Origin of the sequence: Yoonia sp. BS5-3 (assembly GCF_038069655.2) — a bacterium.
GTDB lineage: Bacteria > Pseudomonadota > Alphaproteobacteria > Rhodobacterales > Rhodobacteraceae > Yoonia > Yoonia phaeophyticola.
Genome location: NZ_CP150951.2, coordinates 3,552,738 through 3,568,327, shown reverse-complemented (window position 1 = coordinate 3,568,327; position 15,590 = coordinate 3,552,738). Strand labels below are relative to the sequence as shown.

The 15,590-nt window shown below is 57.4% G+C and carries 13 protein-coding genes and 1 pseudogene; 8 read left to right on the top strand and 6 right to left on the bottom strand.

Annotated features, from left to right (window positions below):
• The first annotated feature begins 103 nt into the window (after nt 1–103).
• The 3 genes from AABB29_RS18020 to AABB29_RS18010 all read left to right on the top strand — a co-directional run bounded on the left by AABB29_RS18020 (nt 104) and on the right by AABB29_RS18010 (nt 2,264).
• Nucleotides 104–1,099: a Hint domain-containing protein gene (locus AABB29_RS18020; protein ID WP_373636662.1), complete on the top strand. Its 996-nt coding sequence runs from the start codon at nt 104–106 to the stop codon at nt 1,097–1,099.
• Nucleotides 1,100–1,260: 161 nt separating this feature from the next.
• Entirely contained in the window at nt 1,261–1,689 is a 429-nt protein-coding gene (locus tag AABB29_RS18015; RefSeq protein ID WP_341365598.1) for a hypothetical protein, read from the top strand.
• A 104-nt stretch (nt 1,690–1,793) separates the two neighbouring features.
• Nucleotides 1,794–2,264 carry a DNA starvation/stationary phase protection protein gene (locus tag AABB29_RS18010; protein ID WP_341365599.1) on the top strand — a complete coding sequence of 157 codons (471 nt, stop codon included), beginning with the start codon at nt 1,794–1,796 and terminating at the stop codon, nt 2,262–2,264.
• On the opposite strand, the gene AABB29_RS18005 is transcribed toward AABB29_RS18010, so the two are convergent.
• The 5 genes from AABB29_RS18005 to AABB29_RS17985 all read right to left on the bottom strand — a co-directional run bounded on the left by AABB29_RS18005 (nt 2,261) and on the right by AABB29_RS17985 (nt 7,369).
• The gene (locus tag AABB29_RS18005; RefSeq protein WP_341365600.1) at nt 2,261–2,524 is read right to left on the bottom strand and encodes a DUF1289 domain-containing protein; all 264 of its coding nucleotides are present in this window, start codon (nt 2,522–2,524) and stop codon (nt 2,261–2,263) included. The genes AABB29_RS18010 and AABB29_RS18005 overlap by 4 nt on opposite strands.
• A 55-nt stretch (nt 2,525–2,579) precedes the next feature.
• Nucleotides 2,580–4,814 (bottom strand): molybdopterin cofactor-binding domain-containing protein, encoded by a 2,235-nt coding sequence (locus tag AABB29_RS18000; protein WP_341365601.1) that lies wholly within the window; start codon nt 4,812–4,814, stop codon nt 2,580–2,582.
• Nucleotides 4,815–4,817: 3 nt separating this feature from the next.
• Nucleotides 4,818–5,282: a (2Fe-2S)-binding protein gene (locus AABB29_RS17995; RefSeq protein WP_341365602.1), complete on the bottom strand. Its 465-nt coding sequence runs from the start codon at nt 5,280–5,282 to the stop codon at nt 4,818–4,820.
• A 71-nt stretch (nt 5,283–5,353) separates the two neighbouring features.
• Nucleotides 5,354–6,517: an FAD-binding domain-containing protein gene (locus AABB29_RS17990; protein ID WP_341365603.1), complete on the bottom strand. Its 1,164-nt coding sequence runs from the start codon at nt 6,515–6,517 to the stop codon at nt 5,354–5,356.
• Between the two features lie 36 nt (nt 6,518–6,553).
• Nucleotides 6,554–7,369: an alpha/beta hydrolase gene (locus tag AABB29_RS17985; protein WP_341365604.1), complete on the bottom strand. Its 816-nt coding sequence runs from the start codon at nt 7,367–7,369 to the stop codon at nt 6,554–6,556.
• Between the two features lie 97 nt (nt 7,370–7,466).
• On the opposite strand from AABB29_RS17985, the gene AABB29_RS17980 reads away from it, so the two are divergent.
• Both AABB29_RS17980 and AABB29_RS17975 read left to right on the top strand, forming a co-directional pair.
• A complete protein-coding gene (locus AABB29_RS17980) occupies nt 7,467–8,915 on the top strand; it encodes a TrkH family potassium uptake protein (protein WP_341365605.1) in 1,449 nt (482 codons plus the stop codon).
• A gap of 35 nt (nt 8,916–8,950) precedes the next feature.
• Nucleotides 8,951–10,567: a thiamine pyrophosphate-binding protein gene (locus AABB29_RS17975; RefSeq protein ID WP_373636924.1), complete on the top strand. Its 1,617-nt coding sequence runs from the start codon at nt 8,951–8,953 to the stop codon at nt 10,565–10,567.
• On the opposite strand, the gene AABB29_RS17970 is transcribed toward AABB29_RS17975, so the two are convergent.
• Nucleotides 10,554–12,320, bottom strand: coding sequence for a trypsin-like peptidase domain-containing protein (locus tag AABB29_RS17970; RefSeq protein WP_341365607.1), 1,767 nt, complete (start codon nt 12,318–12,320; stop codon nt 10,554–10,556). The two genes, AABB29_RS17975 and AABB29_RS17970, sit on opposite strands and share 14 nt — an antisense overlap.
• Before the next feature lie 177 nt (nt 12,321–12,497).
• Here AABB29_RS17970 and AABB29_RS17965 point away from each other — a divergent pair, with 177 nt between their 5' ends.
• The 3 genes and pseudogenes from AABB29_RS17965 to glyS form a co-directional block, all read left to right on the top strand.
• Nucleotides 12,498–13,418 (top strand): glycine--tRNA ligase subunit alpha, encoded by a 921-nt coding sequence (locus tag AABB29_RS17965; RefSeq protein ID WP_341365608.1) that lies wholly within the window; start codon nt 12,498–12,500, stop codon nt 13,416–13,418.
• Entirely contained in the window at nt 13,418–13,942 is a 525-nt protein-coding gene (locus tag AABB29_RS17960) for a DUF6446 family protein (protein WP_373636661.1), read from the top strand. Before AABB29_RS17965 ends, AABB29_RS17960 begins: the two co-directional genes overlap by 1 nt.
• Nucleotides 13,942–15,459: pseudogene (gene glyS / locus AABB29_RS17955) on the top strand (glycine--tRNA ligase subunit beta); the annotation flags it as partial. The gene AABB29_RS17960 and the pseudogene glyS, both read left to right, overlap by 1 nt.
• Nucleotides 15,460–15,590 lie beyond the last annotated feature (131 nt).

Below are 15,590 nucleotides of genomic sequence, written 5' to 3'. Positions count from 1 at the left end.
CAATCTATAATTGCTATGCGATACTTTTCCACACGTAAATGTTGGGAGAGGTCCATCTGTGTTGCGATGCTTTTGTGCATCGCATTGGAGGTGGGCGCGTATCATGGCTACCATCGTCATCTTTGAATTGGATAACGATCCTCTGAACGGCAATGACATCGGCGTTGTTGCTGGCTTTACGGTTGAGATCACCGATGATGATGGATTACTTGAGGACCCCGATGGCAATGGAACGTCGCAATTTGATGTGAGCGGTGTTCCAGGGCTTGCGAACTCAGACAATTTCCAAGTGTTTGAAACATATGACGGAACCGTCAACGGCAGCAGCGTCACATTTACGCTGATCCAATTTTCAGGAACACAATACATGTTCGTGACGTCTGGAACTGTTGTTGCTGGTGATACTATTGTTGGACCAACGCTTGGTTCGTTTACAGCTGCGCCAAGTGATTATGATGAACTTCCCAGCTTTGTTTGCTTTGCCGAAGACACACTCATTCTGACGGATGGCAGGGCTGTCGCGGTTCAAGAACTTCGCGTGGGTGATTTGGTCCGTACGATGGACCATGGTTTTCAACCTATCAGGTGGATTGGGTCACGCATTTTGGGGGGTGCAGACCTCGCAAACCATCCCCAGTTACGCCCAATCAGGATTAGGGCAGGTGCGTTGGGGCCGGGGCTAGCAGAAAGTGACCTGCGGGTTTCTCCACAACATCGCATGTTGCTTCGTTCGATTGTGGCCGAAAGGATGTTTGGAACAGCCGAGATATTGGTGCCTGCGAAAAAATTGCTCGATCTCGATGGTATCGGGGTTGAGCGTCATGTCAGCGCTGTCATCTACACGCATTTCCTTTTCGAAAATCATCAAATCGTATTTTCAAATGGGGCTCCGACCGAAAGCCTGTTTACGGGGCCGGAAGCGCTCAAGTCGGTTAGCGCGTCTGCGCGAAGAGAAATCCAACGCCTCTTCCCCGAGATTTGCCGGGAACGATATGCTGCCAATCCGGCGCGCCCAATTCCGAAACAGGGCAGAATGGTTCGCAAACTGGCAGATAGAATAAAGAAAAACGGTAAATGCTTGCTTGAGCCGCTTACCTAGGGTTTGCAGTGTGACGTTGTTTTGTGCCCAACCGGCCCCCAACTTTCCCGTGAGGTCATGACGAAGACGCCTTTCAATCGCCCCATTCAATCCCTATAGTTATAGTCAGGATAACGCGCGCGGGGGATTCTCGTGCTGTTTGGGAAAGATAAGGTCGCGGTATGACGCCACTTCCACTGCTTGAGCCAATTGCACCTGCCTCGCCAGAGGTTGAGGATTTTGACCATGATTGGTCAAATGTCCTGAATGCTTTGCGCATGATCGCGCTTGAATGCCGTGTGGCTGCGCAGACCGATTTGTTCGAGGCTTGCGCGCTTTTGTCGAATCGCCAACAGGTTGCGCAAGATGCCCATGCCCGTGCTTTGCTCAAATGCCTGCGCGAGGCGATCAGCAATAAACCTGTTTTCTACCGCCCCGGCAGTCGTGAAGTTTCATTTGACGAAGCATGGCTGATGCGGGCTTTGACAGCCGCAAATGCCGGTGATGACGACAGTTTTACCTTCCTTTTAAGGTCCCGCGTGCCCAAGCAACATCAACGGCTTGTCGCCTTCTTAATCAGGGGCATTTCCGAGCAATTCTCTCAAGTTTAGAATAATTCTAAAAACTTCTTGAAACCTGCGAAAGCTGGGTTATGTATCTTCTTGCAAGCCAGCGAGAAGCCAGCCAGCCTACGCAATTCAAGTGGAGACGAGAGATGACTCAGACTGCAGTAGCCCTAAATACCGACGCTAAGACCGCAATCGCAGAGGCGCTCAATCAGTCTGTCGCTGAGACGGCTGTTACGACGATGCTTGCGCAGAATTTTCACTGGAATGTCAAAGGCATGGCCTTTGGCCCTTTGCATGACCTGTTCCAGAAAATCTATGAAGATCACTTTGTCGCCCAAGACGATCTGGCCGAGCGTATCCGCGCCATCGACATGCATGCTGAAGGCCAGTTGGCCGGGATGCTGAAGCGCTCGAAAGTGTCAGAACATGACGGTCACGCCTCTGATAAAGAGATGATCAAGATGATGCTTGATGCCCAGGAAACGCTTGCTGAAACCCTTGCGGGTGCCGGCGCGCTGGCCGCATCACATGGCGACACATTGACCGAAGATTTGTGTATCGCACGGGGTCAAACTCATGAAAAGTTTGCTTGGTTCCTGCGGTCGCATTTGGCCTAAGGTTTTGTTTTATCGAGTAAGGAAAAGGGCGCTTCGGCGCCTTTTTTTGTGCATTTCTTACTATAGGCAAGCCGCCAGCCTTTGTATTTCCCCATCACTTCTTGCTGCGCGATCAGCATCTGCACAAAAGCCTGCCGGTGACTGTCTTTTTTCAGTGTTTTGAACAAGGATTTCTGCGTTTTTGTCATCGAGCAGCCGATGCAATGCCCTTCGCGTTTGAACTTGCATACATCGATACAGGGGCTTGGGGTCTTTGGCATGGGGGCTCCGCTTGAGGTGCGCCCGGCGAACCGGTGCGCGCCCCGCCTATCGTGTCTAAAGGATCAGATCAAACGTGTTGATGAGTGGCAGTTCACGCGCCCTGACCCCCGTCAGATCGAACAGCGCATTCCCCAGCGCGGGCATCGAAGGCGGTGTGCCTGGTTCGCCCGCACCGCCCATGTGATTATTGTTCTCAAGGATCTGCACCTCGAATGCCGGCACGTTATGCATCCGCATCGCGTCGTAATCATAGAAATTATATTGTTCGGCTTCCCCGTCATAGAACGTGATTTCGCCCTGCATTGCCGCTGAGAACCCGTAGATCGCCCCCGATGTCATCTGCGCCTCGACGATGCTGGGGTCCAGCGCCGTCCCCATGTCACAGGCGATCCAGCATTTGTTAATCTTGATCCCGTTGCCGGTGTCTTCGACTTCCACAACCTCGGCCACAGGTGTGCCGAAGGAATAGGTGAACCCGATCCCGCGTCCGATGTTGGCGGGCTTGTCACTGCCCCAGTTCGACATCTCGCCAACAGCCGCGATCACCCCGGCAGAGGGCGCGTGTTCGTCTTTGGTCATATCCAGCCGGAATTGCAGCGGGTCTGCGCCTGCGGCATGGGCCATTTCATCGATGAAGGTGTCAAAGAAGAACCCGTTGTGCGAATTCCCGACCGAGCGCCAGAAGCCGAGCGGGACGGTCAGCTCTGCCAGATGTCCGCTAATCCGGAAGTTCGGGATGCCGTAAGGTTGGTCGGCGGCCCCTTCCACATGGCCCCGATCGGGGCCGGGGGGCACTTGTCCTGTCATGCGCGCCATGGCGCTATGTGAGACCGACTGTGCTGCGATCTTCCCGTCAAGCAGCACGGCTTTGCCGTCGGCCACAACGCCCCGGAACTGCCCGATGGCTGCGGGGCGGTAGAAGTCGTGCTGCATGTCTTCTTCCCGGCTCCACGTCATGCGGATGGGCGTGTTTGGCATGGCCGCAGCGATTTTGGCGGCGTGGACAGAGAAATCGGATTCCGAGCGTCGCCCGAAGCCGCCGCCCATGAGGGTTGTGTGCACGGTGACCTGTTCGGGGTCCAGCCCGCAGGCCTCGGCGCATTTTTCGCGGACGATGACGGGGGCTTGGTTGCCGGACCAGACCTCAAGGCTGTCACCGCGATAGATGGCGGTGGCGGTCATTGGCTCCATCGTGCTGTGCGCGAGGTAAGGCACCACGTATTCCGCTGTGACTTCAGTACCTTCGACCGCGTCGTTCACGTCGCCTTCGTCGCGTGCGGTGGAGTTTGGGTCCAGATCGAAAGCGGCTTTTGTTGCTGCTAGTAAACCATCGGTGTCGGCGGGGTAACTTGCCTGTTCCCATTCGATGTCCACTGCATTTGCCGCTTGGATCGCGAGCCATGTGTTGCTGGCCACGACCCCAATCCCGTCGCCCAGATCGATGATGGCCTCAACCCCGGCCATGGTTTTGGCGGTGCTGTCGTCATAGGACACCATCCCGCTGCGCCGTGGGTTCATCCGCACGGTGGCGAATTTCATGCCGTCCAGTTTTGTGTCGGTGGCGTAGGTGGCGGTGCCTGTGGATTTGCCAACCATATCGGTGCGCGGCATGGATTTACCGAGGTATTTCCATTCGGATTTGGCGCGTAGTGCCACATCGGGCGGGCTGATGTCGCGGACGGCCTCTGCCAGCGCCGTGTAGGCGATTTCGGTGCCGTCTGGGGCGATGACTTTGCTATCTGCGGTCGTCAGCGTGCTGGCATCGAGCCCAAGCTGGTCGGCGGCGGCCAGTTTCAGCGCCTCGCGGGCGGAGGCCCCGGCGTGCCGCATTCGATCGTATGCGTCTTTGGTGGAGGTGGATCCGCCGGTCACTTGCAGGTTCAGAAGTTTGCCGACCATCCCTACGTTTTTGCGCAGGTTATGCTGGAAATCGCTGTCGGCGTAGTGGTGGAAAGGCAGGGCGAGGCCCAAGAGCGCTTGGTTGTAGTAGGCTTGCGCCGGGGGGCCGTGCAGGACGGTGATGTCATCCCAGGCTACATCCATTTCTTCGGCCGCTAGCGCGGCGAGTGTCGTATGCACCCCTTGGCCCATTTCGGCCCGCGGTGCGATGATCGTGATCCCATCAGCGTTGACCAGGATATAGGGGTTCAAAGTCGCCTCGCCGTCGCCCGCCACCAGCGGGTTGGGCGGGTCTTTGCGCACTTGATAGACCCCAAAGGCGACCCCGCCCGCGATGGCGGCGGTCCCGATCAGGAAGGTGCGGCGGGCGATTTTACCGATGCTGGCCATTGATCACGCCTCCTGAATGCGTTGGGCGGCGTCTTTGATCGCGGCCCGGATACGCGGATAAGTCCCACAGCGGCACAGGTTCCCCTGCATCGCGTCATCGATGTCTTGATCCGTGGGCTGCGGCGTTTGCGCCAGCAAGGCCGCCGCATTCATGATCTGACCGGATTGGCAATAGCCGCATTGCGCGACCTGATGATCCACCCATGCCTGTTGGATCGTGGCCATGTTGTCGGGTGTACCGAGGCCTTCAATTGTTGTCACCTCGCCCCAGACATCGGCCAAAGCGACTTGGCACGACCGCACCGCTTCGCCATCAATATGTACGGTGCAGGCCCCACATGCGGCGACGCCGCAACCGAATTTGGTGCCTGTCAGCCCGACCGCGTCCCGTAGAACCCAAAGCAGGGGTACGTCATCGGGCAGATCGACGGTTTGGGCGGTGCCGTTGATGGTGAGTGTTGTGGGCATATCGGACCTCTCCGGTTCAGGTGAACTGATTGGTTTAGATTAAGCTGTCATCAGCTGTTTTGCAATCTGCATCAAGCGGTCGTTTGGGGGGCAAACGGGCTGATCAGCTTTGGAATACGTTCTCTGAACTTGAAAAATCCGTGCGTTGCATAGGGCCATGCCTGGCTGTCATAGGGGCGGATCAGCTGTTTTTGCGAGATGTTTTCTAGCGCGTCTTGGGTCGGACCAACCGGACTATAAGCAGAGACGATCTGCGTTATCTCATTTTCGGCCACCCATTGGTCGATGCCATTGGCGGCGATATAGCTGACTGGTCCCAGTCTGCTGGCATAGCGTCGCCCGGTGTTTTTCATGGCGTTTGCCACGAAATCGGTGACCTGCGGTGCGACCTGCAATGGGCTACGTCGATCCGTGGTTTGGACAAAGGCGGTTGTAACAGGCGTGAACTGATCAAGCAGCCAGCCTGGGCTCAGATCGTCCTCGGTTATCAAAAGTCCGATGCGTTCACGTGGGTCAATCGCGTCGCTGACGGGCAGGGGGCCCTTTTTGGGATGGGGCATACCAGCGAGCGGGGCGGCAAAACTGGCCAGCCCTGTCGGTTGAAACCGCCCATTGGTGTATTTCGCGATATTGTCCGGGCGCGCGAGATAGGTTTTGCCGACGGTCTGTAGCCCGCCAACCCAGCGCCAAGAAAGCGTATTGCTGGCCGCATCCCCATCCAAAAGGTGCCGCAGAAAGAAATCGGCCCCCAGCGTCCAGGGCAGTCGCAGTGTAAATATCCAGATCGAGGCGAACCACATCCGCGCGTGATTATGCAGATAGCCTGTCGCCGCCAGCTCTTGCGCCCAATGATCAAAACAGGCGATCCCGGTGGTGCCGGTGCAGGCGGCCTCCCATTGTTGGCGCAGCCCGGCTTCGGTTTGGATCCGGTTTAGGGCGGCGTCGCGTTCGGTCTTGTAGGCTGTCCAAATGCCAGGACGCATTTCCAGCCAGCCCTTCCAATAGGTCCGCCAATAGACCTCTTGAATGAACTTTTCTGCCGCATGCGGTGAATGACGCCCTAAAACGGCCTTGAGCACATCAGCCTCTGTGATGATCCGGTGCCGCAGATAGGGTGACAGGCCCGACACCCCGCGGATGTCATCATAATTGCGTCTTGCCGCATAATCACGTCCTGCGTGGGGCAGGAAATTTTGCAGTCGTTGCAGGGCGGCGGTGTAACTTGGTTCAAACATGAGAGGCCAGTTATCCCGCCTCGGTCCAGTTTCAAGCTATTGCAGCGCGGATGTGATCCAATTGTCCACCGTTGCGGTGTAGCTGCTGGATTGACCTAGCCTGCGGTTAATTTGCGCATGTGACAGGGGTTGCGGCGCGATGGTCACATCCACCCTTTGGGCTGCGGCCGCCTGTGCAAAGCTTTCAGCGGCCGGGCACGCGTCGTCCCGCAGCGCCGAACAAACGACCAAAAAGGGGCCTTCCTGTCGGCTGATGTGACGCAAGGGAGAGGCCGCACGCCAGTAGTCGGCCCCGCGCCCAAAGGCTTGCAGGTAAAGCCGGGCCGGGTCGTCGTTCATCACGGTCTCAAGATCAAGTGCGGCTGTATCCAAAACAATCGTCCCGGCCCAGGGCTGCACCCCCGCAGCCCGGCGCAGGTCATTGCGCGTCGCCAAAAGCGCGGCAACATGCGCCCCGGCCGAATGGCCCATCAAGATGATCTGATCGGGGTTCCCGCCAACACGTGCTGCATTTTGCTGGATAAAGGCCATGGCTGCTGCCAAATCCTGGGCCTGCTGGGTGGGATGTGCATCTGGCAGCAGCCGGGTATTCACGGACACAAACAAATAGCCGCGCGCAGTCCAATATGCCGCCTTGTTCTGCCAGACGCCGCGCGCGCGTTTGTCACCGTCGCGCCAAGCGCCCCCATGCAGCATCACGATGATCGGGGCGTTGGTGCTCTGGGCTGCGCGGTAAAGGTCAAGGCGTTGCAAAGGATCGCCCCCGTAGGCGAATTCCTGACGTTCTTGCGCGCCAGCAGCTGCCCCGATAAGTGCGAGGATCAAGGGTAGAAAAAAGATACGCTTTAACATGGATGCCTCCTGCGGTGTTGCAACGCTTATACGCATCTACGCGCGAATTCCGTCGCCTGTTCTTGACACTTAGCATCCCAGAGGCCAACGCTGCACCATGCTTGATTTGCGCCCCGTTGGATATGTGATTGGTCTGCTTGTCGCCGCGCTCGGGTTGACGATGTTGGGCCCGCTTGTCGCGGATGTTCTGGCGGGCAATGGGCATTGGCCTGTGTTCTTTGAAAGCGCGGTTATTACGGTGTTGATCGGCGGTCTGACGGCGCTTGCCTGCGCAAATGGTGTGACCGCTGGGCTGACATTGCGCCAGACCTTTTTGCTGACCTCACTGGTGTGGCTGACACTGCCTATTTTTGGTGCGCTGCCCTTTATTTTCGGCGCGCCGCAAGCCAGCTTTACCGATGCGTTTTTCGAGGCGATGTCAGGCCTAACCACCACCGGCGCCACGGTATTTACAGGGATCGAAATGCTTCCTGACGGGATCAAACTTTGGCGCGGCATTTTGCAATGGCTTGGCGGCATTGGGATTATTGTTGTCGCGATGGTGTTCCTGCCCGAGTTGCGAGTTGGTGGTATGCAGATGTTTCGCTCTGAGGCCTTTGACACAATGGGCAAGATTTTGCCCCGGGCCGGCACGATCGCAAGCCGCATATCGCAGGTTTATCTGGTTCTGACGGTCTGTTGCGGCATGATCTATGCCGCCCTGGGCATGCCTGCTTTTGATGCGTTTGTGCATGCTATGACGACGGTTTCAACTGGCGGTATGGCCAATTCTGATGCGTCTTTCAGCCAATATAGTGGCCCGATCCACTATGTGGCTGTCTTTTTTATGTTCATGGCCGCTCTCCCGTTTGTTCGTTATGTCCAATTGATTGCCGGGGCCGTCAAACCGCTATGGAAGGACGCCCAGGCCCGCAGTTTTTTCAATCTGATCATCTTAAGTGTTTTGCTGATTACCGCATGGGTTGCAGGCCGCGAGGGAGAGCTATCTGAGCTGGCCTTTCGCGAAGCTTTGTTCAACGTCGTTTCGATTATGTCCGGGACTGGCTATGCCAGCGCTGACTATATGGCGTGGGGCACATTCCCTGTCGTGATGTTCTTTTTGATCGGGCTGATTGGCGGCTGCGCGGGCTCGACCTCTTGCTCGGTCAAGGTGTTTCGCTATCAGTTGCTGTTTGCCGCGATCAAAAGCCAGATTAGGCAGATCCATTCGCCCCATGGTGTCTTCACCCCGCGCTACGACGGGCGCCCCATTGCCGATGACGTGCTTAATTCGGTGATGGCCTTTCTGGTTGCCTTCATCCTGTCTTTGGGTGTGACATCGGTATTGCTGGGTCTGACGGGCCTTGATTTTATCACGTCCGTATCGGGTGCGGCGGCGGCTTTGGCCAATATCGGCCCCGGGCTGGGGCTTGAGATTGGTCCTGCCGGAAACTACGCCAATCTGAATGACACTGCCAAATGGATCCTGGCTATCGCCATGTTTGTTGGCCGGCTTGAGATCATGGTTGTGTTGACCATTCTATCGATCAAGTTCTGGAGAAACTGATGACCCAACGCCCCCTTGGTGCCCAAATCTCGCATATGCTGAAAGATCGCGGGGTGGATGTGATTTTCGGCATTCCGGGCGTGCATAACCAAGAGATGTACCGGGGCATCGAAGAGGCCGGGATTACCCATGTGCTGGCCCGCCATGAGCAGGGCGCGGGGTTTATGGCAGACGGATATGCCCGCGCGACGGGTAAGCCGGGAGTGGCCTATGTGATCACCGGGCCGGGGCTGTGTAACATCATGACGCCGATGGGGCAGGCCTATTCGGATAGTGTGCCGATGCTGGTGATCTCAAGTTGTCTGGATGAAACAGCGGCCAAGCGTGGCCAGTTGCATCAGATGAAGGATCAGGAAGGGGCCGCGCGCACGGTTTGTGATTGGTCCGAGACGGCACGGTCGGCTGAAGCGGCGTATGGGTTGATTGACCGGGCTTTAGACGAGTTTTGGTTTTCTGAGCGGTGTCCCAAGGCTGTGCATGTGCCCATTGCTTTGCTGGAGGCTCCAGCCGAGCCTGCCAGCGCAGGAGGCCCTCCACTCGCTGGCGCAGCCGTCCCTGACGGGGCTGGTCTGCACAACCTTGCTATTTGGCTGCGAGAGGCCCGTCGCCCACTCTTTGTGTTTGGAGGCGGTGCGCGTTGGGTCGATTTCATGGACCCGTTGTTGCGGCGCTGGTCCGCAGCCAGTTTTACGACTTATGCGGGGCGCGGAATTGCGGCTCCTGAAGATCCGCTACATTTCGGCGCTCTACTGGCCCGTCCTGGCAGTGCTGAAATCTTAGAATCTGCTGATCTTGTTATCGCTGTTGGTACTGACCTTGCTGAAACAGATCTATGGAGAAGCCAGCTTGGTGCGACAGCTAAGTTTGCTGCAATCAACAATGACGTCTCGACGCTAACGCGGCTTGCCGGACAAGAAGGCTCTCACAAGTTAATGATACATGGGGATTGCTTTGCAGCCCTCGAAATGCTGTCGGAAATTCTACCAGAAAACCTGCAATCGGAGTGGTCTAACGAAAAGGTAGCTGCGGCTCGTTCCCGTTGGCGGGCCGAGATCGAAGTTGAACGTCCGGGTATCTTGCCCGTTGTAGATGCTTTGAAAGAAGCGCTGCCTGCGGACACGATGATCTATTCTGACATGACTCAATTCGCCTATGCCGCCAAAGAGGTCTATCCGATGGATCGCCCCGGTCATTGGCATCATCCTTATGGGTTTGGCACGCTTGGGTATGCGCTGCCTGCGGCTATTGGTGGTTGTATTGGGCGGTGCGTGGGTTTCACCCACCCTACGGATGCGGCGGGTAGGGTGGGTGAAACCCAAGCGCCGACAATTGCCATCCTGGGTGACTACGGCTTTCAATATACCGTGCAGGAACTGGCCGTCGCGGTTGAGTTGGAGCTGACCCTGCCCATCATCATTTGGGACAATGGTAAGCTGGGCGAGATTGAAGACAGCATGGTTCGTGCGCAGATCGCGCCGAATGCCGTGATTCAGCGCAATCCTGATTTTTGCAAATTGGCCGAGGCCTATGGCGCGGCCGCTGTGGCGCCGGCCGATTTGCTGTCATTTCAACAGGATATCAAAGATGCGCTGGCCCGTAAGGGGCCAACACTTATTCACGTCAAATCGGATATCGCGCTTACCAGCAGCTGACCAACACGGTGATGTCAGCCGCGCGCCGGGTCAATGCGACGGGCGAAATCGCGGGCGACACACCGACCGTGCGCGCTGTGATCTCTTGGGCTTCCAGAAAATCCACGATTTCGGATGCGTCCACCGAGAAGTTCACCTCGGGCGGTAGCACCCGGGTATTCCCGTCTTGGCGCGGCAAAAGCATGCCCAGCACAGCGCCGCTTTGGTCAAAGACAGGTCCGCCTGCATCGCTGGGCTGGGGCAGGATCGACAGGCGCTTGATGTCCTCATTCCCTGTTAGCCCCCGGATATCGACCACCTGTCCAAAGGTCAGCGTTGGCGCGCTGAGCACGCCGTTAAACGGGTAGCCTGCGACGGCAACCTGGTCTTGCAGGCGCGGTAAAGCGGTCTGGAAAGCGGCGATCCCGATCGGGGCCAGGGCCTCAACCGGGCGAAGAACGGCGATACCCAGATCAGGATCGCTGGCGACCACCTCGGCATCGGTTTCCCGGTCAAAAGTGAGATCCGTGCAGCTGTCCAGCACTTCCGGCGTTGTGACGACCGTGCCTGCGTCATCCACATAAAAGCCCGAGCGCGACAGGCGCGGCTGGCGCACGGCAAGCCCTGCGACCATATCAATGGCCTGATCTTCGGTCGCAGGCACAATGGATGGATCAAGCGTGCCGGGTAGCCGTTCAAAGCTGTCCTGCATCACAGCAAGCATCCGGCTGCGCCGTGCTTCATCCCCTTCGGGCCAGACCAGGGTAAAGCCCTTGATTTCGCCGTCCACCAAGGTGACGCTGGTGTAGGAATGGATGCCATTGCCGATCCCTTCGATCACGAAGCCATCTGCGTTAATCTCGCGCGGGCCTTGCGGTGGGATGATCTGAAGCACTTGCATGACTTCATAAAGGCCGATCAGCCGCCCCTCATCCCCCAATTGCGAGATGAACAAGACCAGCGCGTCGTCAATATCGCCTGAGGCTTCGAAGCGCACAAAAGGCGGTCGGTATTCAGAGAAGGCGACGACATCGGTTGGAATATCCATTTGGATGCCAGAGGCATTGTCGCGGACAAGCCGCAGGTTCAGCCCGCGCAGCACCTGATTATATTGCCGGATCAGCAATTCGCGTTGTCTGGTGGTCAGAACGCCCGTTGGTTCCATGTTATTGGCGTCTTGCCAGGCTTGCATCGCGCGCCGGGTGCCGCCGCCAAATGACCCATCGATGGCCGCTGTATAGTAGCCGGCCCATTGCAGTGCCTTTTGCAGCTCTTCTTTTTCGCCGCGTTCAAGCGCCGCTTCTGAGGCGCGGGCCTCATCCAATGTTTCATCACTGGCGATCAGTGGCGGATCAGCGGGCAGGGCGCTGATATCGGGCGTGGATGCGGGGGGCGGCGCGACCGGTTCCTCGGCGGGGGCCGCATCAGGGACTGTCGCTGGGGTCGGCGCACCTCCGCCGATTGGCCAAAACTGCTGCCGCAGCCAGCGGCCATTATAGACAAAACTGTCGCGTGGAATCGCGCCTTGGGCCAACAATCTTTGCAGCGCGGCTTGTGCGTCTTCCTCGTTATATGGGCCAATGAAAATCCCGTAAAACCCATCATCGATGTAATATCCGTGGATGTCGTCCAAACGCCGCGCATAATCACGCGCCCGATCCTGCGCAGAGCGCAATGTTTGCTGGGCTTCGATCTGCACCCAAAAGTTGTCTTGCGCATGCGCTGATAGCGTCGACACCACCAGCATGATGATCGTTGCGATTGCCTTAAACATTGATCCCCAGTTGTCCTTCGGTCGTCCCCACACCTTCACTGGCCTGACACGCGGCCAGACGCAAGACCTTTGCGCTAAATTTGACGTGAGTGCATACTTTAGGTCACGCCCCGTTGTCTGATTGACCCTTCCGCCGCTGCGCCCTATTGATCGCATAAACGCGAAAAGGGTTCAGATATGGCGGAAAAACCACGCAGTTTTCAGGAGATCATCCTGCGGCTTCAGACATACTGGGCCGGGCGCGGCTGTGCCATTTTGCAGCCCTACGATATGGAGGTAGGCGCCGGGACATTTCACCCAGCTACAACCTTGCGTGCCCTGGGCAGTAATGCCTGGGCCGCTGCCTATGTGCAGCCTTCACGCCGCCCGACCGATGGGCGCTATGGCGAAAACCCGAACCGGTTGCAGCATTACTATCAGTATCAGGTGCTGATCAAACCCAGCCCGCCTGATCTGCAAGAGCTGTATCTGGGATCACTTGACGCGATTGGCATCGATGCCTCCCTTCACGATATCCGCTTTGTCGAAGATGACTGGGAAAGCCCGACCCTGGGTGCCTGGGGACTTGGCTGGGAAGTCTGGTGCGACGGTATGGAGGTCAGCCAGTTCACCTATTTCCAACAGGTGGGCGGCCATGATTGCAAACCTGTCTCGGGCGAGTTGACATATGGGCTGGAACGGCTGGCCATGTATGTTTTGGGCGTCGATCACGTGATGGACATGCCATTTAACGACCCTCAATCGCCTAGCCCGCTGACTTATGGCGATGTGTTCAAGCAGACCGAACAAGAATATGCGCGCTGGAACTTCGACGTGGCCGATACCGACACGTTGCTACAGCATTTCAAGGATGCCGAGGCGGAATGCGAACGTATCCTGGCCGAACCTGCTGACGACCCAAAGACGGGAATGCGCATCATCATGGCCCATCCGGCCTATGACCAATGCATCAAGGCGTCTCATGTGTTCAACCTGCTGGACGCGCGCGGCGTGATTTCGGTCACCGAACGGCAGGCCTATATCGGCCGCGTCCGGGCGCTGGCCAAGCAATGCGCCGATGCTTTTGTGCAAACCGAAGCCGGGGGGCAGGCGGCCTGATGGCGCGTGTTGCAATTGTAGGACTTCTGATGCTGGCACTGATCGCAGGGGCGCTGCTCTATTACCAACAGATCTATGCTTACTACACGCTCGTCCAAGCGCAGGATGCGGATGTACGGCTGACCAATCTGGTTACTGAACAGGCTGAGCCGATCCTGTTTGACGGGTTTGAGGCGATTGATGCAGACAGCTCGCCCATTCGGTACCGCGCCTGTTTCACCACGCCGCTCAGTCAGGCCACGTTGACCGAAACCTATGTCATCCGCGACGATGCTGAACCACTTGTCGCCCCCGGATGGTTTGACTGTTTTGACGCCGCCCAAATCGGCGAGGATCTTGTCAGCGGTGACGCTATCGCCTTCCTCGGCGTTGAAAACATTCACTATGGGATCGACCGTCTGGTCGCCGTCTACCCCGATGGCCGGGCCTTTGCCTGGCACCAGATTAACGCATGCGGTGAGGTCGTCTTTGACGGTGATCCCGCCCCCGAAGGCTGCCCAGCCCAACCCGAAAGCACCAACTGATGCCCGATCTTCTGATTGAACTTTTCTCCGAAGAAATCCCCGCACGCATGCAAAAGCGCGCCAGCGAGGATCTGCAAAAGCTGGTCACCGACGGTCTGGTCGAGGCCGGGTTGACCTATGTTGGCGCTGCTGCCTTTGCTACGCCGCGCCGTTTGACCCTGACGATCAGCGATCTGCTGGGCGAAAGCAAACCTGTGCGCGAAGAGCGTAAAGGCCCCAAGGTCGGTGCGCCTGACAAAGCCATTGAAGGCTTCCTGCGCGGGGCAGGGGTGGCCAAGGACGATCTGGAAATTCGCGATGACAAAAAGGGTCAGGTCTATTTCGCGGTGATCGAAAAGCCGGGGCGCGCGGCGGCGGATATCATCGCCGAGGTGCTGGAAAAGACAATCCGCAATTTCCCATGGCCCAAGTCGATGCGCTGGGGCTCTGGCCCGCTGAAATGGGTGCGCCCTTTGCATGCGATCCTGTGCTTCCTGACGGATGAAGCGGGCACGCAGATCGTGCCGCTGGATGTTGATGGGATCGCCTCGGGCGATACCACGCAGGGCCACCGCTTCCTTGCGCCGACACCCTTCAGCGTCACCGGGTTTGACGATTACGAGGCGAAACTGAAACGCGCCAATGTCATCCTGCGCCCAGATGAGCGGGCCGAGATGATCTGGAATGACGCCACCAATCAGGCCTTTGCCCAAGGGCTGGAGGTTGTTGAGGATCGCGGGCTATTGGCCGAGATCGCCGGGCTGGTCGAATGGCCCGTTGTTCTGATGGGCAAGATTGACGAAGAATTTCTGGGTCTGCCGCCCGAGGTTTTGCAAACCTCGATGAAAGAGCATCAGAAGTTTTTCTCGGTCAAGAACCCCAAGACAGGCCGGATTGAGCAATTTGTGACCGTGGCCAATATGGAAACGGCCGACAATGGCGCGACCATTTTGGCGGGGAACCAAAAGGTGCTATCGGCGCGGCTGGCGGATGCGAAGTTCTTTTGGGAAAATGATTTGCGCGTTGCCAAGGCCGGGATGCAGCCGTGGCTCAACAGCCTGGCCAATGTGACCTTCCACAATAAGCTGGGCAGCCAGAAAGACCGGATCGAACGGATCGCGGCACTGGTGAAGGAGATTGCGCCAAGTGTTGGGGCCGATCCGGATCTGGCAGAGAAGGCGGCGCAAGTGGCCAAGGCCGATCTGTCCTCTGAAATGGTCTATGAATTTCCTGAATTGCAGGGGCTGATGGGCCGGTACTACGCGGCAGAGGCCGGGCTGGACCCGGCGATTGCCGCCGCCGCGCAAGAGCATTATTCGCCGCTGGGGCCATCAGATGATGTGCCAACCGCGCCTGTGTCAGTAGCCGTGGCGCTGGCCGATAAGATCGACACGCTGACCGGGTTCTGGGCGATAGATGAAAAGCCGACCGGGAGTAAGGACCCGTTTGCGCTGCGCAGAGCAGCGTTGGGGGTTATTCGGTTGGTTTTGGAGAATAAGCTTGGTTTCTCTATGCAAGATACTCTGAAGTCTGCATTTTTGGGCAGAATTGATAAGATCTTAGAGCATGAGAAGTCAGACTTGCTAGGTGAGTACTTGGCGATCAAAGATAAGTACGACCATTTGGCCGACTTTATCAATGAGACCTCAATTGGCTCGACTGAGCAGAA

Bases quoted from the DNA above. Each gene is read 5' to 3' on its own strand.
- AABB29_RS18020 (WP_373636662.1), top strand. From the start codon at position 104: ATGGCTACCATCGTCATCTTTGAATTGGATAACGATCCTCTGAACGGC.
- AABB29_RS18015 (WP_341365598.1), top strand. From the start codon at position 1,261: ATGACGCCACTTCCACTGCTTGAGCCAATTGCACCTGCCTCGCCAGAG.
- AABB29_RS18010 (WP_341365599.1), top strand. From the start codon at position 1,794: ATGACTCAGACTGCAGTAGCCCTAAATACCGACGCTAAGACCGCAATC.
- AABB29_RS18005 (WP_341365600.1), bottom strand. From the start codon at position 2,524: ATGCCAAAGACCCCAAGCCCCTGTATCGATGTATGCAAGTTCAAACGC.
- AABB29_RS18000 (WP_341365601.1), bottom strand. From the start codon at position 4,814: ATGGCCAGCATCGGTAAAATCGCCCGCCGCACCTTCCTGATCGGGACC.
- AABB29_RS17995 (WP_341365602.1), bottom strand. From the start codon at position 5,282: ATGCCCACAACACTCACCATCAACGGCACCGCCCAAACCGTCGATCTG.
- AABB29_RS17990 (WP_341365603.1), bottom strand. From the start codon at position 6,517: ATGTTTGAACCAAGTTACACCGCCGCCCTGCAACGACTGCAAAATTTC.
- AABB29_RS17985 (WP_341365604.1), bottom strand. From the start codon at position 7,369: ATGTTAAAGCGTATCTTTTTTCTACCCTTGATCCTCGCACTTATCGGG.
- AABB29_RS17980 (WP_341365605.1), top strand. From the start codon at position 7,467: ATGCTTGATTTGCGCCCCGTTGGATATGTGATTGGTCTGCTTGTCGCC.
- AABB29_RS17975 (WP_373636924.1), top strand. From the start codon at position 8,951: ATGCTGAAAGATCGCGGGGTGGATGTGATTTTCGGCATTCCGGGCGTG.
- AABB29_RS17970 (WP_341365607.1), bottom strand. From the start codon at position 12,320: ATGTTTAAGGCAATCGCAACGATCATCATGCTGGTGGTGTCGACGCTA.
- AABB29_RS17965 (WP_341365608.1), top strand. From the start codon at position 12,498: ATGGCGGAAAAACCACGCAGTTTTCAGGAGATCATCCTGCGGCTTCAG.
- AABB29_RS17960 (WP_373636661.1), top strand. From the start codon at position 13,418: ATGGCGCGTGTTGCAATTGTAGGACTTCTGATGCTGGCACTGATCGCA.